The sequence below is a fragment of the Shewanella gaetbuli genome, from assembly GCF_023284065.1.
Taxonomy (GTDB): domain Bacteria; phylum Pseudomonadota; class Gammaproteobacteria; order Enterobacterales; family Shewanellaceae; genus Shewanella; species Shewanella gaetbuli.
The window spans coordinates 17,023-36,990 of sequence record NZ_JAKIKP010000004.1 but is presented as its reverse complement, the minus strand read 5'-3'; the positions used below and the strand labels follow the sequence as shown (position 1 = coordinate 36,990).

17 protein-coding genes and 1 pseudogene are annotated in these 19,968 nt (G+C 40.6%); 9 read left to right on the top strand and 9 right to left on the bottom strand.

The annotated features are described in order from the left end of the window. Window positions 1–139 precede the first annotated feature (139 nt). On the top strand, window positions 140–676 hold the full coding sequence (locus tag L2672_RS07055) for a glycine cleavage system transcriptional repressor (RefSeq protein WP_248995139.1): 537 nt from the start codon (window positions 140–142) through the stop codon (window positions 674–676). 80 nt (window positions 677–756) lie between these two features. After that, window positions 757–1,218, top strand: coding sequence for a thioredoxin-dependent thiol peroxidase (bcp, locus tag L2672_RS07050; protein ID WP_248995138.1), 462 nt, complete (start codon window positions 757–759; stop codon window positions 1,216–1,218). A 110-nt stretch (window positions 1,219–1,328) separates the two neighbouring features. Here the strand turns inward: bcp and L2672_RS07045 are convergent, their stop codons facing one another. Next, a complete protein-coding gene (locus L2672_RS07045) occupies window positions 1,329–1,745 on the bottom strand; it encodes an SCO family protein (protein WP_248995137.1) in 417 nt (138 codons plus the stop codon). Between L2672_RS07045 and L2672_RS07040 the strand changes: the two are divergent. Together L2672_RS07040 and L2672_RS07035 are read left to right on the top strand one after the other, a co-directional pair. Next, window positions 1,730–2,879, top strand: a pseudogene (locus L2672_RS07040) (IS3 family transposase). The gene L2672_RS07045 and the pseudogene L2672_RS07040 overlap by 16 nt on opposite strands. A gap of 72 nt (window positions 2,880–2,951) precedes the next feature. Continuing rightward, a complete protein-coding gene (locus tag L2672_RS07035) occupies window positions 2,952–3,833 on the top strand; it encodes a hypothetical protein (RefSeq protein WP_248995136.1) in 882 nt (293 codons plus the stop codon). 248 nt (window positions 3,834–4,081) lie between these two features. Here the strand turns inward: L2672_RS07035 and L2672_RS07030 are convergent. Further along, window positions 4,082–5,235, bottom strand: a protein-coding gene (locus tag L2672_RS07030) for an IS3 family transposase (protein WP_248995135.1) whose coding sequence is annotated in 2 segments (ribosomal slippage) — window positions 4,082–4,989 and window positions 4,989–5,235 — 1,155 coding nt in all. Because the reading frame shifts where the segments join, the coding sequence is not laid out codon by codon here. Between the two features lie 138 nt (window positions 5,236–5,373). Between L2672_RS07030 and L2672_RS07025 the strand changes: the two genes are divergently transcribed. After that, a complete protein-coding gene (locus tag L2672_RS07025) occupies window positions 5,374–5,682 on the top strand; it encodes a hypothetical protein (RefSeq protein ID WP_248995134.1) in 309 nt (102 codons plus the stop codon). Between the two features lie 160 nt (window positions 5,683–5,842). Further along, the gene (locus tag L2672_RS07020) at window positions 5,843–6,640 is read left to right on the top strand and encodes a formate/nitrite transporter family protein (protein ID WP_248995133.1); all 798 of its coding nucleotides are present in this window, start codon (window positions 5,843–5,845) and stop codon (window positions 6,638–6,640) included. 106 nt (window positions 6,641–6,746) lie between these two features. Here the strand turns inward: L2672_RS07020 and L2672_RS07015 are convergent, their stop codons facing one another. From L2672_RS07015 to L2672_RS06990, 6 genes are all read right to left on the bottom strand, one after another. Next, window positions 6,747–8,894: a cation:proton antiporter domain-containing protein gene (locus tag L2672_RS07015; RefSeq protein ID WP_248995132.1), complete on the bottom strand. Its 2,148-nt coding sequence runs from the start codon at window positions 8,892–8,894 to the stop codon at window positions 6,747–6,749. A 413-nt stretch (window positions 8,895–9,307) separates the two neighbouring features. Continuing rightward, window positions 9,308–10,477: a 2-methylaconitate cis-trans isomerase PrpF gene (gene prpF / locus L2672_RS07010; protein ID WP_248995131.1), complete on the bottom strand. Its 1,170-nt coding sequence runs from the start codon at window positions 10,475–10,477 to the stop codon at window positions 9,308–9,310. Between the two features lie 48 nt (window positions 10,478–10,525). Beyond that, a complete protein-coding gene (acnD, locus tag L2672_RS07005; protein ID WP_248995130.1) occupies window positions 10,526–13,120 on the bottom strand; it encodes a Fe/S-dependent 2-methylisocitrate dehydratase AcnD in 2,595 nt (864 codons plus the stop codon). A gap of 64 nt (window positions 13,121–13,184) precedes the next feature. Beyond that, complete coding sequence (gene prpC, locus L2672_RS07000) at window positions 13,185–14,309, bottom strand: bifunctional 2-methylcitrate synthase/citrate synthase (protein WP_248995129.1); 1,125 nt, start codon at window positions 14,307–14,309, stop codon at window positions 13,185–13,187. 97 nt (window positions 14,310–14,406) lie between these two features. Further along, window positions 14,407–15,285, bottom strand: a complete 879-nt coding sequence (gene prpB, locus L2672_RS06995; RefSeq protein WP_248995128.1) for a methylisocitrate lyase — start codon at window positions 15,283–15,285, stop codon at window positions 14,407–14,409. Between the two features lie 69 nt (window positions 15,286–15,354). After that, window positions 15,355–16,011 carry a GntR family transcriptional regulator gene (locus L2672_RS06990; protein ID WP_248995127.1) on the bottom strand — a complete coding sequence of 219 codons (657 nt, stop codon included), beginning with the start codon at window positions 16,009–16,011 and terminating at the stop codon, window positions 15,355–15,357. A 276-nt stretch (window positions 16,012–16,287) separates the two neighbouring features. Here L2672_RS06990 and L2672_RS06985 point away from each other — a divergent pair, with 276 nt between their 5' ends. Genes L2672_RS06985 through L2672_RS06975 form a run of 3 tightly spaced genes read left to right on the top strand, consistent with a single transcriptional unit; the run spans window position 16,288 to window position 19,036 of the window. Continuing rightward, window positions 16,288–17,031, top strand: coding sequence for a (Fe-S)-binding protein (locus L2672_RS06985; protein WP_248995126.1), 744 nt, complete (start codon window positions 16,288–16,290; stop codon window positions 17,029–17,031). Window positions 17,032–17,042: 11 nt separating this feature from the next. Continuing rightward, on the top strand, window positions 17,043–18,428 hold the full coding sequence (locus L2672_RS06980; RefSeq protein WP_248995125.1) for a lactate utilization protein B: 1,386 nt from the start codon (window positions 17,043–17,045) through the stop codon (window positions 18,426–18,428). Further along, window positions 18,428–19,036 (top strand): LutC/YkgG family protein, encoded by a 609-nt coding sequence (locus L2672_RS06975; protein WP_248995124.1) that lies wholly within the window; start codon window positions 18,428–18,430, stop codon window positions 19,034–19,036. Before L2672_RS06980 ends, L2672_RS06975 begins: the two co-directional genes overlap by 1 nt. A gap of 36 nt (window positions 19,037–19,072) precedes the next feature. Here L2672_RS06975 and L2672_RS06970 read toward each other — a convergent pair whose 3' ends face one another. Next, entirely contained in the window at window positions 19,073–19,966 is an 894-nt protein-coding gene (locus L2672_RS06970; RefSeq protein ID WP_248995123.1) for a LysR family transcriptional regulator, read from the bottom strand. Window positions 19,967–19,968: the final 2 nt, after the last annotated feature.

Here is a 19,968-nt window from a genome sequence, read left to right as displayed (position 1 = left end):
GACTATTTTTAACATTATTACCTGATTACAGTAGTGATATGTTAATATATGCGGTTGCAATATTGAGTGTTTATCACTCAAAATAAGTCATTGTACTTTTCATAGTACTCGCAAGTATTTTTAACAATGAGGATATTTCATGACCAACTTTCTGGTCGTTACCGCAATGGGTACAGATCGCCCTGGCCTTGTTAGTCGTTTAGCTCGTTTAGCCAGTGATTGTGATTGTGACATCGTTGATAGCCGTATGGCGCTATTTGGTAATGAGTTTACCCTTATTATGATGATTTCTGGCTCGTGGTCAGCAATCACCAAAATTGAATCATTATTACCCAGTTTAAGCGTTGAACTGGAATTAATGACCGTCATGAAGCGCACATCAAAACATGTGCCTAAAAACTTTGTTTCTCGGGTTGAAGTCACTTTCACTGGTGAGGACCAACGCGGCACCATGAAGTCTATTACTCAATTCTTGGCAGATCGCTCATTGGACTTAGCTGCAGTGCGTTCACATGCAGATGATAATAATGGCCTGCAAACTCAATCTATCTTTTTAGCCATTAATATTCCTGACAAAGTAGATTTAACTCAATTAGAGTCAATGATCCACCAGCTTGCTGACGACATGAATTTAGAATGCAGCATTAAATTAATGCAAGGCACAAGTTCAGAATAATCAACATAACCTAGCTTCAGGCTCCTATTAAAGCCTAGTAATTCCACAATGATATGAATTATTGTGACTAAGGAAAGAAAATGAATACTTTACAAGCGGGCGATACAGCGCCAAATTTTAGTTTAAAAAACCAATATGATGAAACAGTAACGTTAAGTGACTGCTTAAAATCAGGCCCCGTTTTAGTGTATTTTTACCCAAAAGCTTCAACTCCAGGCTGTACCGTACAAGCTCAAGGTTTACGCGATATAAAAACACAACTTGAATCAAGCAAGGTGACCGTACTAGGCATTAGCCCTGATCCGGTGGCTAAATTACAAAAGTTTTCTGATAAACAACAACTCAACTTTCATTTACTTAGCGATGAAGACCATGCTGTTGCTGATGCGTTTGGTGTATGGGGTGAGAAAAAGTTTATGGGTAAAGTCTACGATGGCATTCACCGTTTAAGCTTTATTATTGGCACCGACGGCAAAGTGAGTCATTTCGTAAACAAATTCAAAACTAAAGACCATCATCAAGTTATTTTAGATTTACTATAAGCTGATACAACAAGCTTTGCGGATTGATTATTCCGTACGTTTCTCAAATATATGGCATACATTTATTTTAATAATGTATGCCATTTTTTATGGTTAAAGCTATTGCTGAGTTACCAGTGTTCACTGGCAATAATAGTTTGATAATCATCGCTAATTTGTTTTGCCGTTAACATGTAAGGAAAACTGGCAATATATTCCTTATTGGGTGAGATCAAAAAGATCGCACTTGAATGCTCCATATCAACGCCGCCATTATCATTTTGAATAATGCTATAACTTGCCCCTAAACTGTTAAACAGTTCATCAAGCTGCTTAGGCTCGGTTGTTAACCCTATAAACTGTGGATTAAAAAAATCCATATAGGTGGCTAATTGACTCACAGTTGCTGGCACAATATCAATACTAACAAATGCGACTCGCGGTTTATGTTCAGCATCTATACTATTATGATCTGCTTGAATTAAACAGGACACTTTAATAATGGAATATAATCCAATTATTGAGGTGTTAAATGACAAAACGAACATATAGAAGTTACACGGCAGAATTTAAACAAGAAGCCGTAGCATTGGTAACCGAGCAAGGTTATAGCGTACCAAAGGCAGCAGCGTCTTTAGGTATCACGGATAAGTTACTTTATAACTGGAAAGCTAAATTTGAAGCAGAGCAAGATGGAGCCAGTTTAAATGCGGATGAACGAGCTGAGCTGTTAAGGCTACGAAAGGAAAACAAAGAGCTAAGGATGGAAAAAGAGATACTAAAAAAGGCCAGCGCCCTCCTGCTCAAGGAAACCAAGTAACGTTTAAAACGATTAAGCAGTTATCTTCGGTATTTCCCGTAGTTAAGCTCTGTAAAGTGATGAAAGTAAGTCGCAGTGCTTATTACGCTTGGCTCAAACGGCCAGCTAAAATAATCACAGTAAAGCAACTGAATTTATACCGACAGGCAAAGCGTTTCTTCGAGAGAAGTAGAAATAGCTTGGGCTATCGGGAACTTGGAAAGAAGTTACGCAGAGAGGGCTTTAACGTCAGTGATTATGGCGTGCAAAAGTTAATGGCAACACTTGGTTTAGTTGTTACTCAACGAGTAGCTTACAAGGTAACAACCAAACGTAAGCACAGTGATGCCGTTGCTGATAACCTGTTGAATCAGAACTTTAATCCTGTGGCTCCAAATCAGGTATGGGCTGGTGATGTGACGTACCTCAGAACTGGCGAAGGTTGGATGTATCTAGCTATCGTTATGGATTTATACTCACGTCGTATTGTTGGCTGGCATATTGATAAACGGATGACTACTGACTTGGTAAGTAAAGCGATGATGAAAGCTTATAACTTACGCCAGCCACCAAAAGGCTTAGTATTTCACAGCGATAGAGGCTCACAATATACCAGTAAGCATTATCGAAAACTGTTAGCCAACTATGGAATTAGGGCGAGTATGGGGACGTTGGTGCGTGTTGGGATAACGCTGTTGTAGAAAGATTCTTCGGCAGCTTAAAACATGATTGGTTGTTGAAAGTCCCACAACCAAATCGTGAGCATATGAGAAATGATGTGACGGCGTATATGCGCTATTACAACTTAGAACGACTTCATACAGCTAATGGTGATCTGTCGCCAGTAGACTATGAGCAAAGTTCCTTAAGAAAAGTGTCCTGATTTAGTTGCGCAGAACAATGAACTTGTGCCAGCAACCTTATGTACAAATACCGTTATTACAAGTTATCAAAAATGGAGCAGAAAGTTTTGCAAACTACCATGGTGAAATGGCTTATTCTGGCCGCTAGTTTAATTTTTCAAAATTCAAGTTTAGCTTGTGATTTAGATGAATTAATCAAAGTAAATGATGTTATTCAGAGTGCCAATACTTCTGGAAGTATTCAGAAAACTCTTTCTACATGTGGCGATGGTAAAGGATCTTTTTATCATGAGGTAAATAGAAGGGCTAAGCAGCTTTATATTAGTGGTAATGACTCAATCGTTGAAAAATTAAAAGTGTCGTCACTGGTTAGCTTATACAGATTAAGTGCAGACCAGAAATACTTAGACGAAATTAAAAACCGATTTTTAACTACTGAGCATGGTGCAGTTGAATTTTGCATAAGAAAATATTTTTCGACGAAATCTAATTGTAGTCATGAAATGTTATTACCTTATATTAATAAGGGGTTGCCACATGCTATCTGGGCTGGGGCTAATTTCTCATCTAATAATGATCATCGCTTAAAGATGTTGGAATCCTCAGCAGCTCAGGGACATATTGATGCTCAAGTCGAATATATTTTGGCAGTAATTGACGATGTGCCAGATGAATATGCTAATCAATTAAAGGAAATACTGTTACGTATAGTTGATAAAGGAGATAGCATTGACGGTGAAATATTTGTATTGAAATCTTTTTTTCTTGGGTATGGCCCATTTAAAAAAGATTCAGAACTGTTACTTGATTATGCTAAAAAGTTTATAGAGTATCGAGATCTTCCTGAGTATTATTACTTCTTAGCTTGGGGGTATTTGGACGCTGGTGATGAAGATTTGTTTTTATTAAACATGACTATCGCTGCTGAAAAAGGGTATGATGAAGCCAAAATTGTTTTAGATACTGCAAAATAACAAGGTTTGACTCTTTAGTTTTAGGCTAGTGCTTAATCATAGCTATTAAGTTGCTAGCCTTTTAATTTTAAGTCAGTACAGCTAGGTTAAGGGGGTCGAAATTTTATTTCCCCCACCACCTTGGAGTTTTGTCACCGAATATTAGACATTACCTATATTGGGCGTTCAATAGCATTAGGTCTAATTGCAATATCAGCTAGTAGTTACTCTTTTTATAAGGCACCATCTATTGGTAAGGCCTAGGAATTCTAGACACTTTTTAACGTCCTAAAATATTGATTTTCATATTCAACTGGTGAAACCCTGCCATTAGCGGTATGACGCCTTTTGGGATTGTAAAACATCTCTATGTATTGAAAAATGTTTAGTCTAGCTTCTTCTTGTGTTTTGAACTTAATACGCCTAACTTTTTCTTTCTTCAAATTACTAAAGAAGCTTTCCGCAACAGCATTATCCCAACAATTTCCACGTCGACTCATACTTTGCTCAATATTTAATGTCGCAAGTAATTTCTTATATCGACGGCTTGTGTATTGACTGCCTTGGTCTGAGTGAAGCTTAACTGTGTTTTTGGGTTTACGTCGCCAGTACGCCATCGTTAATGCATCAAGCACTAAATCATCTGTCATTCGATTAGACATCGACCAGCCGACTATATTCCTGGCATACAAATCCATTACGACGGCCAAAAACAAGAAACCTTGGTGCGTGTGAATATAAGTAATATCGCTTACCCACCACTGGTTAGGTTGTGCAACGTTAAAGTCTCTTTTTAGTTGATTAGGAGCCGCTTTATGAACATCTCCGCCATAATCTACTTTTGGTTTTTTATACCCTCGCTGTGCACTAATCTTGGCGCGTTGCATCAACCTTAATACGCGGTCACGACCACATTTGATATTTGCCTCAACTAAATCGAGATGAATATTACGATAACCATAATGCCCACCGCTTTCTAACCAACTTTGTTTAATGCGACCAGTGAGTTTTTCATCATTGATTTCACGTTGACTCTTAGGCGCTTTTAACCATTCATAATAACCACTGGGATGCGCATTCAGCGCTTGGCATAGCACACGAACGGGATAAGTTTTACTTCGAGATTTTATGAACGGGTAACGTTCTTTGACTCGACGGCAAAGAACACTGCGGCCTCCTTTAGGATATCGCGCTCCTGTTGTACACGCTTTAATTCACGTTGCAGCTGTGCAATTTGAGTTTGTAAATCTTGCTCATTTTCACGCTGTTTTGGGGGCTTTGAGAATGTTTTAGTCCAAGCATATAAGGTTTTAGAACTGATCCCTAAACGCTCAGATACATCATTGACAGAATAACCGTGCTTAATGACTTGATTGACGGCTTCTTGCTTAAATTCATTAGTATAACGAGTACCTTTACTCATGGTTGACCTCTTATGGTTTAAGTTACAATTTTTACCATAAAAAGTGTCGATAAGTCTCAGGCCTTACCACTACCTGATGGTCTGGAAAAAATGGTTCATCAAAATAGGCTTAGAAAAATAGCCCGTGAAGGTGGTCAAATGACACCACAACATCTCAGGGATTTTGAACCATTAAGACGACATGCAACACTGACGGCTGTGGTACTTGATACAAGAGCCACTTTGATTGATGAACTCATAGATATGCATGACCGAATCATGGCTAGTAAAGAGAATGTTGCCAGACGAAAACATGCTGAACAGTTTCAAAGCTCAGGCAAACAAATTAATGAGCAACTAAAGGTACTGTCACGTTTAAAATCATCTGGATATTGTTTATTTATTCGTTTAGTCATATTCACCTCAATAATGGCATTATTATATTCCTTTATTGAAGTGTCCGGCTAATTCAACCACAACATTTGCCTTAATTATTTATATTCTGAACAAGTTTATGTTGGTAACACGTTCTTATTATTGGCGATTTTATGTTGTTTATGGCCAGCAATTAGAGTGATGTTTGGCCAACACATTGCCACTGAACCGCATCAAATTCAGGAATCAATTCATGAGAAATAACATCAATACTTTTGCAGGTGTCGCCCATGAAAAAGCCCAAATGCTTCAACATTCACCTTGGTCATTTTTCATTGGCAGTATGCTTGCGGGGGCTTATGTTGGAATCGGTATCATTTTTATTTTCACCGTATCCAATCCGTTACCCGCTGATGTACAAACATTAGTGTTAGGTGCAACATTTGCTGTAGCCTTAACATTAGTCGTTATTGCCGGTGCTGAATTATTTACCGGATACACTCTGTATATGACGATTGGTATGGCAAAAAAAACCGTCAACATACGCCAATTACTAGCCACTTGGGTAGTCTGTTGGATAGGAAATTTATGTGGTGCACTGGTTTTGGTCGCCATATACCTGTTGGCAAAAGGCTACCTTTTTTCACATGCGGAATTAATAACCCAAGTAGCATTGAAGAAAATCCATGCCACTCCTCTCCAATTAATCGCTAAAGGGGCATTATGTAATTGGTTGGTCTGTTTAGCTATTTGGATGAGTAAAAAAGTGGATAGTGATATTGCTAGGCTGGTGGTAATTTTTTGGTGTTTATTTGTATTTATTGCCAGTGGATTTGAGCATAGTATAGCCAATATGACCCTGTTAACGATTACCTACTTTATTGATTCAAACGTTGTCGGCTTAACAGATATCGGATACAACCTTAGCTTTGTTACTCTTGGTAATATTATTGGCGGAGCGATTTTTGTTGCCTTAGCTTACAAGACCTATGCAACCACAACAAAAGCAGCCACAACAAAAGTAAAAACCAACACCACGACCATCGAGTAATTAGCAATACAATAAGAACTTTAAGCGCATATTTATAATCAAAAACCCGACATAGTAGTCGGGTTTTTGATTGTTAACACCACGGTGCTAATTTGCAGTAGTCAGTTTATTTGTTGTCTGTTGCAACGTTTACTGAGCCAACTTGTTCACTAGATTCAGCATCTACTTCTTCACTATTATCATTGGTGGCCAATTTTACATTAATCGTTTCAGACTCTTTTTCAGCACGGGCTTGCTCAACTAAGGCCGCCTGCTCTTCTTCTAATAGTCTTTGATGCTCGTCTTCAGCAAACTGAGTTAACTCTTGTTCTTTACGGCGGGCTTTTTCAATTGCACGTTGTTCTGCTTCTTCTGCTTCACGAAGTGCGCGAGCTTCAGCAGCAACTTTGGCTTCCTCTTCGGCCTTTATTTTGGCAAGTCGTGCCGCTTCTTCATCAAGTTTACGCTGAATAACGGCTTGTTCTTGCGCTTCTTGCGGTAACAAACTGATTAGCTCAATCCCTACAGGCAGTTTTTCTGTTTCACCAGTAATAATATGCAATTTCGCATCTTTGGTTATATAGACCAAAGGCATTGCCGTTTCACCGTAGCGCTGGCGGAATTTCTCATAACTGAAGTTTTCAGTAATATTCGTCACTTTAAGCACCGCGCCTTTAGCCATTAAGCTGGCAATTTTGGCATAACTGACGTTTTCACCAAACAAACAAAGGCGTTTTAAATATGACTCTGAAAGCTGGTGGCGGCCACTACCGGTATTAGCTTCATTATTATTTAAGCCATAAACTTTATCTGTACTAAATAAGTCTTGGAAATGAAAACTAACTAATGGATTCAACTGACGATAAGGCGACATAACCAACACGCGGCCAATGCCACTTAAATCCATATAATTGGTTGCATGTTCTGAGGCGGGGTTACCAAAATAAACCGGAATATTTTCCATTCGTGCTTGACGAATACTATCCCAGTTACTGTCTGCCAGTATCACCTTAATGTTTTTAGCTAATAGCTGTGAAGCTAATTCCCTAGAAAACTTAGAGGCACCAAAGATGAGTAAACCTTGATTAGACCCTTCTTTAACGCCTAAAAACTGCGCCCAAGGGCCAGCAGTTAAGCTTTGGATAACAACCGTCCCGATGATGACGAAGAATACTAATGGCACAATGGAACTAGCGCCATGAATACCTAATTCTTCCAGCTTGATAGCAAATAAAGATGAAATTGCCGCAGCAACAATACCCCGTGGTGCAACCCAACTTAAAAACCATTTATCTTTAGAGGTTAAGTTTGTGCCAAAACCCGAAATCCAAATACTTAATGGGCGCGCAATAAACATCACCACAAACAGTACGCCAAATGCACCAATGCCCAAACCTAACATGGCATTTGAATCTAATCGTGCCGCCAGTAGAATAAATAATGCCGAAATGAGTAACACGGTCAGGGTTTCTTTAAACTCAAGAATGTCAGCAATATCAACGCCACGCATATTGGCTAACCAAATGCCCATTACGGTTACCGTTAATAGTCCAGATTCTTCTTGAATAAGATTAGAACCGACAAAAATACCTAACATAATGGTTAATACTGCGGTATTTCGTAAGTAATGTGGAAAAACGTTTTTACGGATGGCAAAACCAATAAAGTAACCCGCTGCCGCACCCAAGCCGAAACCAATCACTAAGGTTAACCCTAACGCATATAGCACATGAGTTGTGGGATCATTGGCAATGGCAATGTACTCGTAAACCAGTACCGCCAATAACGCCCCAATAGGATCAATAACAATCCCTTCCCACCTTAAAATACTGGACAGTTTTGATTGTGGTTGTACCGTACGCAGCATGGGAACAATTACCGTTGGGCCAGTAACCACCACCAAAGCGCCAAATAGCAATGCAACAGGCCAATCAAATCCCATTAAAAAGTGAGCGGCAGGTGCAATACATGCCCAAGTGATAATAGCGCCGATTGACACAAGGTTGGTTACCATTCGGCCATGATCTTTAATCTCTTTGAAGTTTAACGTCAACGCGCCTTCAAATAGAATAACAGCCACCCCGAGAGAGATGATCGGGAATAATAAATCACCAAAAATTTCATCAGGATTGAGAATACTCAAGCCTGGGCCAAGTAATAAACCACATAAAAGCAGTGGCAAAATTGCTGGCAGTCTGAGCTTCCATCCTACCCATTGACACAAAAGCGACAGTACACCTATTAAAGCAAGCATACCCGTGATGTGTTCAACCATAATGTTTTCCTTTTAATATATCAGTGGCAATTTTGCCTGCTGATTACAGCTTGGGTAATGTGTTCACCCACACAGATGCTTATCATCCATAAGCGGTTGGTAGACTAATAACTTCCATCAAGCTTATGTAGGTTAGCTCATCTTCAATGACTTTCAGCGTTTATCGTTAAGATGTTAGCCATATTGTAAAATCTAATGTTTGCTACCTGTGATTCATTAACTTATTTTCAGCATATAAAATACTAATTTAGAACGTTGATCAAGTACTTTATTGAACAATGTCACTATGAGTTCTTACAAGGGTTAACTAATTAAGCTAATGAAAATTAATTATTTTTCTATGCTTATAAACAAAAAACCTGAGATGTATCTCAGGTTTTCATTTCATTGACGATGTTAAATGCTTATAAAAGCTACACTTGCGGGACTCTGACAGTACCTTCCATCAATACCCGTGCACTTCTGCTCATGATGGCTTTAGTGACTCGCCATTGGTTATCAATGTTAACGGCTTCTGCGCCAACCTTCAGCGTGCCAGAGGGATGACCAAATGTCACTGACTCGGTTTTTTGCCCACCAGCCGCTTTGTTCACCAAGGTACCAGGAATTGCAGCAGCGGCGCCAATTGCCACGGCAGCGGTCCCCATCATTGCATGATGTAATTTCCCCATAGACAAGGCTCTTACCGACAAATCAATCTTGTCAGCAGTGATAGCCTTACCACTTGATGTAATATAATCGGTAGCGGGAGAAACAAAGGCTATTTTCGGCGTATGCTGGCGTGTTTTAGCTTGTTCGATATCGGTTATTAAGCCCATTTTAAGCGCACCATATGCTCTTATGGTTTCAAACTTGGCTAACGCCGACTCATCATTATTAATATCATCTTGTAACTCAGTGCCTTGATAACCAAGCTCACTAGCATTTAAGAAGATTGTGGGAATACCAGCGTTTATAAAGGTTGCTTCAAATTGTCCAACCTCTGGCACGTCAAGAGTATCCACCAAATTACCCGTTGGAAACATGGCCCCCTCACCATCAGCAGGGTCAAGAAACTCAACTTTAACCTCAGCAGCAGGAAACGTCACTCCATCGAGTTCAAAATCACCAGTTTCTTGAACTTCACCATTGCTCATTGGAACATGTGCAATAATGGTTTTGTGGATATTAGCTTGCCAAATTCTTACGGTAGTAATGCCATTATCAACGACACGACTTGGATCAACCAAACCATTAGCAATAGCAAAAGCGCCTACTGCAGCGGTTAAGTTTCCGCAATTACCACTCCAATCAATAAAGGGTTTATCAATGGCGACTTGGCCAAATAAATAATCTACATCATGGTCAGCTTGGGTGCTTTTTGCCAATATCACTGTTTTACTGGTACTGGATGTTGCGCCGCCCATGCCGTCTGTATGTTTGCCGTAAGGATCTGGGCTACCTATCACACGCAGTAATATTTCATCACGAGCTTTACCAGGTATTTGCGCTGCTTCAGGTAAATCCGTTAAGTTTAAGAACACCCCTTTGCTGGTGCCACCACGAATGTAAGTTGCCGGTATTTTTAGTTGTGGTTTAAACATAAGTTCCTCATAAAGGCGGTAATAATTTTACCGCCTTGCAAGTGGTGTTTATTGGCTCGAGTTAGCATCTAAGAAGTCTTGGGCAAAACGTTGTAAAACACCGCCGGCTTCATAAATTGATACTTCTTCGGCGGTATCTAAACGACATTTAACCGGTACATTAACGGTTTGGCCATCATTACGATGAATAATTAATGTCAGCTCAGCACCTGGAGTACGCTCGCCAACAACATCATAGGTTTCAGTGCCATCGATTGCATAGGTATGGCGGTTTTCACCATTGACAAATTCAAGCGGCAACACACCCATTCCAACTAAGTTGGTGCGATGAATACGCTCAAAACCTTCTGCAACAATCACTTCCACACCGGCTAAACGAACACCTTTGGCAGCCCAGTCACGCGATGACCCTTGGCCATAATCAGCACCGGCAATAATGATCAAGGGTTGTTTACGCTCCATATAGGTTTCAATGGCTTCCCACATGCGTGTCACCGTGCCTTCTGGCTCAACGCGCGCCAAAGAGCCCTGCTTCACTTTGCCCTCTTCTTTAACCATTTCGTTAAATAGTTTTGGGTTAGCAAATGTAGCACGCTGCGCCGTTAAGTGGTCACCACGGTGAGTTGCATAAGAGTTAAAGTCCTCTTCTGGCAAGCCCATTTTGTGCAAATATGCCCCAGCGGCACTGTCTAACATAATCGCGTTTGAAGGTGATAAATGATCGGTCGTAATGTTGTCACCCAATACTGCGAGTGGACGCATCCCTTTCATGGTGCGCTCACCGGCCAATGCCCCTTCCCAATATGGAGGACGACGAATATATGTACTTTGCTCACGCCAGTCATATTGCGGATTTATGTGATCGCCATATTCAACTTTAATGTCAAACATTGGGTTATACACTTGTCTGAACTGCTCTGGCTTAACACTGCTGGCGACAATGGCATTAATTTCTTCCTCAGTTGGCCAAATATCTTTTAAGCGAACTTCGTTACCGTCTTTATCAATCCCTAAAATATCTTTTTCAATATCAAATCGGATAGTTCCTGCAATGGCATAAGCAACCACTAAAGGCGGAGAAGCTAAAAACGCTTGATTGGCATGTGGATGAATACGACCATCAAAGTTTCGGTTACCAGATAAAACAGCGGTAGTGTATAACTTACGTTCAAGCACTTCCTGTTGAATAACCGGATCTAACGCTCCACTCATGCCATTACAGGTAGTACAGGCAAAGGCGACCACGCCAAAACCAAGCTGCTCAAGTTCTGGTAGTAAATCAGCTTGCTCTAAATACATTTGGACTGCTTTAGACCCAGGCGCTAATGACGACTTGACCCAAGGTTTTCTTAATAAACCTTTGGCATTTGCATTACGGGCAATTAAACCAGCTGCAATCATATTGCGTGGATTACTGGTATTGGTGCAACTGGTAATAGCTGCAATAATCACAGCGCCATCTGGCATTTTACCGGCTTCGTTTTCAACTACACCACTAATCCCACGTGCAGCTAATTCAGAAGTCGGTACACGGTTATGAGGATTTGATGGGCCAGCAATGTTTCGGGTTACCGTTGATAAGTCAAACTGAAGTACTCGCTCATATTCAGCCTCTTTTAAGCTGTCTGACCATAAGCCTGCCGTTTTAGCGTATTGCTCAACCAGTGCAACCTGTTCATCTTCTCTGCCGGTAAGCTTCAAATATTCAATGGTTTGTTCATCAATTGAGAACATGGCCGCAGTAGCACCATATTCTGGAGTCATATTTGAAATAGTCGCGCGATCGCCTAAGGTTAAATGCTTAGTACCTTCACCGTAAAACTCTAAGTACGATGACACTACTTTTTGTGCACGCAGATATTCAGTTAAGGCCAGTACAATATCGGTAGCGGTGATACCTGCGGCAGGTTTTCCAATAACCTCTACCCCAATAATATCCGGTAAACGCATATATGACGCGCGGCCAAGCATGACGCTTTCAGCTTCTAAGCCGCCTACACCTATAGCAATAACCCCTAAAGCATCAACCATTGGCGTGTGACTGTCTGTTCCTACTAACGTATCTGGAAATGCCACACCGTCACGCGCTTGAATAACAGGCGACATACGCTCAAGGTTTATTTGATGCATAATGCCGTTACCCGGCGGAATTACATCAACATTTTTAAAGGCGGTTTTGGTCCAATTAATAAAATGAAAACGGTCGTCGTTACGGCGGTCTTCAATGGCACGATTTTTCTCAAACGCGTCTTTTTCAAAACCGGCATGTTCCACTGCTAAAGAGTGATCAACAATTAATTGAGTCGGCACAACAGGGTTCACTTTTGCTGGGTCGCCACCTTTTGCGGCAATTGCATCACGCAGTCCGGCTAAATCAACTAGTGCGGTTTGCCCCAAAATATCATGACAAACAACTCTGGCTGGAAACCAAGGGAAATCTAGTTCACGCTTACGCTCAATGATTTGTTTAAGAGAATCGGTAAGTTTGTCTGCTGGGCAGCGTCTTACTAGGTTTTCGGCTAATACACGTGAGGTATAAGGCAGTTTAGCAAAACTTCCTGGAGAAATAGCTTCAACCGCTTCACGTGTATCAAAGTAATCGAGTTGGGTACCTTCAAGAGGTTTTCGGTATTGAGTATTCATATCCACATCCGTACTGTCTATGCGAGCTATAAGCTTATAGCTCGCATGTGATATTGATTAAGCGTTAGCGTGTTGCAATGGGAGTGACTTTTCTTGGCTCACTACCAACATAATCAGCACTTGGACGAATAATACGGTTGTTTGAGCGCTGCTCCATTACATGAGCGGCCCAGCCAGTTAAACGTGAACATACAAAAATAGGCGTGAATAGTTTTGTTGGAATGCCCATAAAGTGATAAGCCGAGGCATGGAAAAAGTCAGCATTACAAAATAGCTTTTTGGTATCCCACATATATTCTTCACAGGCAACTGAGATGTCATATAACGAAGTATCACCAAACTCTTTAGCCAGTTTTTCTGACCAAGCTTTAATAATCACATTACGCGGGTCTGACTCACGATAAATTGCATGACCAAAGCCCATAATTTTTTCTTTACGCTCTAGCATGCCAGCCATTTGAATTTTGGCATCTTCTGGCGAGGTAAACTTTTGAATCATGTCCATCGCTGCTTCATTAGCACCACCATGTAATGGGCCACGTAATGAACCAATAGCACCAGTGATGCATGAGTACATATCAGATAGCGTTGAAGCACATACTCTTGCGGTAAAGGTTGAAGCATTAAATTCATGCTCAGCATACAAAATAAGTGATACATCCATCACTTTACGATGTTGCTCAGACGGCGTTTCACCAGTCAGTAGTTTTAAGAAGTGACCACCAATTGAATCTTCTTCAGTAACACAATCAATTTCTACACCTTCATGGCTAAAACGATACCAATAACACATGATGGCAGGGAATGCGGCTAATAAACGGTTAGCGGCTTGTTGTTGCTGTGCAAAGTCAGTTTCAGGCTCAAGGTTACCTAAAAATGAACAACCAGTACGCATTACATCCATTGGGTGTGCATCAGCAGGGATTAGCTTTAACACTGATTTTAATGCTTGCGGTAAATCACGTAATTTAACTAACTGTTGCTTATATTCAGCTAATTGCGCTTCGTTAGGTAACTCGCCATTAAATAATAAATAAGCAACCTCTTCAAAAGTGGCGTTGTCAGCAAGATCTTTTACATCATAACCACAGTATGTCAGTCCGGATCCTGATTTGCCCACAGTACATAACGCAGTTTCGCCAGCACTTTGTCCACGTAATCCTGCACCTGCTAATTTTTTATCGACCATGATTGCGTTCCTTATTGTTCACCTTGTATTTATTTAAGGTGGTAGGGTTAATTTTTATCGTTATAATTTTTTAAAACTCTTTTAAACCGAATTTAAGTTACTTATTTTTACCTTCAGCAAATAAGCTATCTAGTTTTTGTTCGTAATCGTGATAACCAAGATAGTCATAAAGATCCATACGTGTTTGCATCATATCAACCACCGCTTTTTGATCGCCGTGTTCTAATATTGAGCTATAGACCATTTCGGCCGCTTTGTTCATGGCTCTAAATGCGCTTAATGGATATAACACCATTGCTGCGCCCCACTCGCCTAACTGCTTTTTATTCCATAATTCTGTTTGGCCAAATTCAGTAATGTTGGCAAGAATAGGCACATCTAACGCTTCTGCAAATGCACGGTAATGAGCTTCTGTTTTAACGGCTTCAGCAAATATGCCGTCGGCACCCGCTGCAACATAAGCTTTTGCTCGTTCAATTGCCGCTTCTAGTCCTTCTTGAGCAAACGCATCTGTGCGCGCCATGATGAAAAAGTCAGGGTCAGTTCTAGCGTCAACAGCAGCTTTAATGCGATCAACCATTTCTTCTACTGATACAATTTCTTTATTTGGACGGTGACCACAACGTTTTTGCGCCACTTGATCTTCCATATGAACCGCAGCGGCACCTGCTTTTTCCATATCTCGAATAGTTTTGGCAATATTGAATGCACCACCCCAACCAGTATCAATATCAACTAGTAACGGTAAATCACACGCAGACGTAATACGTTGAACATCAGCGATTACATCGTTTAGCGATGTCATACCTAAATCAGGTAAACCGTATGAGGCATTTGCCACTCCACCGCCAGATAAATAGATGGCTTTGTGGCCAATTTGTTTAGCCATCATGGCAGAATAAGCATTAATGGTGCCTACAATTTGTAGAGGCTGATTATCAACTAACGCTTGTCGAAATTTTTTACCTGCGCTCATGTTGTTTCCTTTTATATTCAGTTGTATTTAATGACCCAATTGATACTCGGTCATCATTTATCGTATTTATTAGGTTAATTTATGTTGGATATTATTTTTGGAGTACAGAATGTGGCGACGCATTAGCATTTCGGCAAGTTCAGCGTCACGATTGGCAATGGCTTTAACAATATGTTTATGTTCATCAAACGCGGTGGTTACTCTGGGGCCAGCCATACCTAATTGCACACGGTACATGCGCACTAAATGATATAAACCGTCATAAAGCATGCTAATGAGGTGCTTATTTTTACTTCCCAAAATAATACGATAATGAAAGTCGACATCACCGGCTTCCTGATAATATGAGTTACCGCCTTTAACTTCATCAAAGTGGCCATCAAGCAGTAATTGCAGGTCTGCTATTTCTTCATCTGTCATATTCAAAGCCGCTAAACGTGCTGCCATGCCTTCTAAAGATTCGCGTACTTGATAAAGCTCCAGCAAGCCTTCTGGCGTTAATGCCACGACTCTTGCCCCCACATTCGCTTTACGCTCAACAATATGACATGCCTCTAAGCGGTTTATCGCTTCGCGGATTACTGCGCGACTTACGGCATACTTTGTCGACAACTCTGTTTCACTTAGCTTTGACCCAGCAGTAATTTGTCCCTCTACTATGTCATCTCTGAGCAAAATAAAGGTTTTATCGGTGGAAGTAACCGGTTTATCTTGGCTAAAAATCATATTATTTGACTCAATAACATTCACTATGTCGACAATATAGCAAGATTGAGACTATTTTCAACCAAAAACACCCTTTATTGTCGACAAAATATCAATAACCTCTTTCCTTAGGGTGAAAAATCATCTCACTAAGCGTTAATAGCCCAATTTTGTCGACAATATACTGAACAGCTTTCATTTATGAAAATATTGGCAAGCTTTATTACTGTTTTGAATGTTTCCTAGCTTGCTAATGATCAGTAAATTAGTTCCACCTTAGATTAAATCGATATTGCTATGAAAATTGCGTTGTTTATTCCTTGTTTGGTTAATCAGATGATGCCTGAAGTGGCTGTGGCTACATTGTCAGTGCTTGAGAAATTAGGACATGAAGTTATTTACCCAGAAGGTCAAACCTGCTGTGGCCAACCGATGACCAATTCAGGCTGTTTTGATGAAGCCAAAAGCACCACACTTAAATTATTAAATGCTTTTAAAGGCGTCGAGTGTGACGCCATTGTTTGCCCAGCAGCTTCATGCTTAGTGGCAGCAAAAGAGAATTTCCATGAATTTGATGACAGTGCTGAAGCACAATCGGTGATCAATAAATTATATGAGCTAACAGAATTTCTACACGATGTTTGCCCTATTGCCTCATTTAAAAAGCCATTAGATTTCACTATTAGCTTACAGCTGAGCTGTCATGGTATTCGCATGCTTAACTTAGCCAGTCCTAGTGAATCAATGGGCACAAAATTCAACAAAGTTGAAGCCGTATTACAACCTATAGAAAAGCTCAACATTGTTTACCCCGACCCCGTTGATGAATGCTGTGGTTTTGGCGGTACGTTTGCCGTAGACGAAGGCGCGGTATCGGCCAAAATGGGCAAAGATAAAGCCCAAGCCCACGCAGCCACTAAAGCGTTATACGTTGTGGGATTCGATCCATCTTGCTTGTTACATTTAGATGGCATGATCCGCAGACAATTATTACCCATTCAAACTCGGCACATTGCTCAAATTCTTGATGCAGCACTTTAAGGAGGCAAAATATGTATTCGTCTAATAACCATGCAAAAAATGCACGTATATTTTGTCAAGATGAAGGCCGGGTTGACTGGCATTCAAAAGCCTTATGGAATTTACGCGCAAAACGTGACAAAGCGGCTGCCAGTATTCCCGAGTGGGAAGCGCTTAGACAAGCAGGTTCTCAAATAAAATTACATACGTTGAGTAACTTAAGTCATTACTTACAAATGTTTGAGAAACAGTGTGTTGCTAATGGCATTCATGTTCACTGGGCGAAAGATGCTAGCGAACACAATAAAATCGCGCTAGACATTCTTGCTAAACATCAGGTGAAAAAACTGGTGAAGTCAAAATCAATGTTAACTGAAGAATGTCACTTAAACCCGTTTTTAGAACAACACGGGATTGAAGTCATCGACACTGACTTAGGTGAACGAATTATTCAACTTAACAATCAGCCTCCTTCGCATATTGTGGTGCCCGCCATTCATATGAAAAAAGAAGAAGTGGGTGATTTATTTCATGAAAAATTACACACGCCTAAAGGTGAGTCTGATCCAACCCGATTAACTCGTGCGGCACGCCAACATCTACGTGATCAATTTCTATCGGCTGATGCCGCCATGACCGGTGTCAATATGGCCGTTGCTTCAGAAGGCGCTGTGGTGGTTTGTACTAACGAAGGCAACGCCGATATGGGCGTTAATCTGCCGGCTCTGCAACTGCATTCTATGGGCATAGACAAAATTGTGCCTGACCATGACAGCGCCATAGTATTACTACGAATGTTAGCCAGAAACGCCATTGGCCAGCCAATTACCACTTACTCTTCGTTTTATCGCGGCAGTAAAATTAACGGTGAGATGCATATTATTATTGTTGATAATGGTCGAACTGAGATCATGAAAGACAAAATTCTTGCCGAGTCATTAAAGTGTATTCGTTGTGGTGGGTGTTTAAATACCTGTCCGGTTTATCGTCGCTCAGGTGGGTTTAGCTATAACTATACTATTCCAGGTCCTATTGGTATTGCGGTAGGCGCACAACACGATGACAGTAACACTATCCCGTGGGCATGTACTTTATGTGGCAGCTGTACCTACGTTTGCCCAACAAAAGTGCCGTTAGACAAAATTATTGCTCATCATCGCAGGCTAAAAGCTCAAGCAGGTAAATTGCCGTTTGGTAAAAAGCATTATATGCCTCTAGTGGGTAAATTAATGAGTAGCCCAACAATGCTTAACTGTGCCATGTCTAGTGCTCGCGTTGCATTAAAAATTATCCCGCATAGCATAATTAAACCCTTTTCGGGCGCTTGGGGACAATATCGTGAGTTGCCAGTTTCACCTAAATCCAGCTTTGACACTTGGTATAAACAACATACAGCCGCTAAAAAGGAGGCTAAATAATGTCGAGTCGTGAACAAATATTACAAGCATTAGCCCAATCTTCAATCGATATCGAGATGCCTCAAGCTGATTTAAGTGCATTTAAATCCCCAGCGACTGATACTAATACCCTATTGGCTCGATTCGGTGAAAGTGTCACAACTGTAGCGGGTAATTTAGTGGATGCCACTGGCGAACAAGCGATCATTATTGAACAGCATATTAACGATTTGATGGCTAATAATAACCAAGTGCTGTCTTTAGTCGAAGGGGTATCTGGCAACCAACAAATGCCCGACAGCCCTCATGAATTACAGCACATCGATTATGCTATTTTGCCGGCTAAATTCGGTGTTGCTGAAAATGGCGCGGTGTGGATAAACACCCAAATGCTTAATCGTCATGACACTCAAGCACATCGGGCATTACCTTTTATCTGTGAAAACCTGATCATCGTCCTAGATAAACAAAACATCATTGCCACAATGCATCAAGCGCCTGAATTAATGTCATTAGCCAATGATGATTTTGGCGTATTTATATCAGGTCCCAGTAAAACTGCTGATATTGAGCAAGCGTTAGTGGTAGGTGCTCACGGAGCGTGTACCTTAACCATCTATTTGGTTTAACCTCCAAATAATGTCACTTAATGAGGCTAAATTTATTTACTGAGTAAAAATATCTTTGGCCTCATTAAGCATAAAATCAATGAATAACTGCACCTTGATTGGGTGCTGTTTTCGTTGATGATATAAAATACATATTCGTCTATTTTCACCCTGCCATTCAGGAAGTACCGGCACTAAGTCACCACGTTCTAATTGTGGTTGCACAAATAATTGTGGCCCATACATAATTCCACCATCATCGACACACGCGTTTACCGCCCCGTGAATATCACCCAAGGTAATTTTGGCATCCCCTTCATAATAATATTCTTCAGCACCCTGTTTTAATGTCCAGTTAAATAATGGCCATACTTTGATGAGCTGGTGGTCATGTAATTGTTTTGGATGCACTAACTCGGGGGCATTGTTAATATAATTAGTTGAAGCAAATAGGCCATATTTCAACACACCTAATGATTGTGACACCCATGAAGAATCCGGCTGCGCGCCCCCTACTATAGCAACATCAACCCCTTCATCAATTAAATCAATAGTTTGATTATTCTGGCTAATATGAAGTTTAATTTGCGGATAACGTTTAGAAAACGCATTAAAGCTTTTCATTAGTATCATTGAGCTTATCGATACTGGTGTAGCAATACGTAACGTCCCCTGAGGAATGGTGACTTCGTCAGAATTTAACTGATCAAACTGTTCAATAAGTGGATGGTATTTCCCAAATAGAACAGCGCCTTCTTCGGTTAACCTCAGTTTTCTCGTGCTGCGCATAATTAACTGGGTATTCATGCTTGCTTCAAGTTTGGTAATTTTGCGGCTTACCGTCGCAACAGGTATACCTTGTGATTGACTTACCTGAGTAAAACCTCCGGCGCGAACAAGGTGAACAAATAAATGGATAAGTTGTAAATCGCAGGAATCTTTGGAGGTCATCA

Bases quoted from the DNA above. Each gene is read 5' to 3' on its own strand.
- prpC (WP_248995129.1), bottom strand. From the start codon at position 14,309: ATGGTCGATAAAAAATTAGCAGGTGCAGGATTACGTGGACAAAGTGCT.
- L2672_RS06985 (WP_248995126.1), top strand. From the start codon at position 16,288: ATGAAAATTGCGTTGTTTATTCCTTGTTTGGTTAATCAGATGATGCCT.
- L2672_RS07035 (WP_248995136.1), top strand. From the start codon at position 2,952: ATGGAGCAGAAAGTTTTGCAAACTACCATGGTGAAATGGCTTATTCTG.
- L2672_RS07025 (WP_248995134.1), top strand. From the start codon at position 5,374: ATGACACCACAACATCTCAGGGATTTTGAACCATTAAGACGACATGCA.
- L2672_RS06970 (WP_248995123.1), bottom strand. From the start codon at position 19,966: ATGACCTCCAAAGATTCCTGCGATTTACAACTTATCCATTTATTTGTT.
- L2672_RS06975 (WP_248995124.1), top strand. From the start codon at position 18,428: ATGTCGAGTCGTGAACAAATATTACAAGCATTAGCCCAATCTTCAATC.
- L2672_RS06980 (WP_248995125.1), top strand. From the start codon at position 17,043: ATGTATTCGTCTAATAACCATGCAAAAAATGCACGTATATTTTGTCAA.
- L2672_RS07045 (WP_248995137.1), bottom strand. From the start codon at position 1,745: ATGTTCGTTTTGTCATTTAACACCTCAATAATTGGATTATATTCCATT.
- L2672_RS06990 (WP_248995127.1), bottom strand. From the start codon at position 16,011: ATGATTTTTAGCCAAGATAAACCGGTTACTTCCACCGATAAAACCTTT.
- acnD (WP_248995130.1), bottom strand. From the start codon at position 13,120: ATGAATACTCAATACCGAAAACCTCTTGAAGGTACCCAACTCGATTAC.
- L2672_RS07015 (WP_248995132.1), bottom strand. From the start codon at position 8,894: ATGGTTGAACACATCACGGGTATGCTTGCTTTAATAGGTGTACTGTCG.
- prpB (WP_248995128.1), bottom strand. From the start codon at position 15,285: ATGAGCGCAGGTAAAAAATTTCGACAAGCGTTAGTTGATAATCAGCCT.
- L2672_RS07055 (WP_248995139.1), top strand. From the start codon at position 140: ATGACCAACTTTCTGGTCGTTACCGCAATGGGTACAGATCGCCCTGGC.
- prpF (WP_248995131.1), bottom strand. From the start codon at position 10,477: ATGTTTAAACCACAACTAAAAATACCGGCAACTTACATTCGTGGTGGC.
- bcp (WP_248995138.1), top strand. From the start codon at position 757: ATGAATACTTTACAAGCGGGCGATACAGCGCCAAATTTTAGTTTAAAA.
- L2672_RS07020 (WP_248995133.1), top strand. From the start codon at position 5,843: ATGAGAAATAACATCAATACTTTTGCAGGTGTCGCCCATGAAAAAGCC.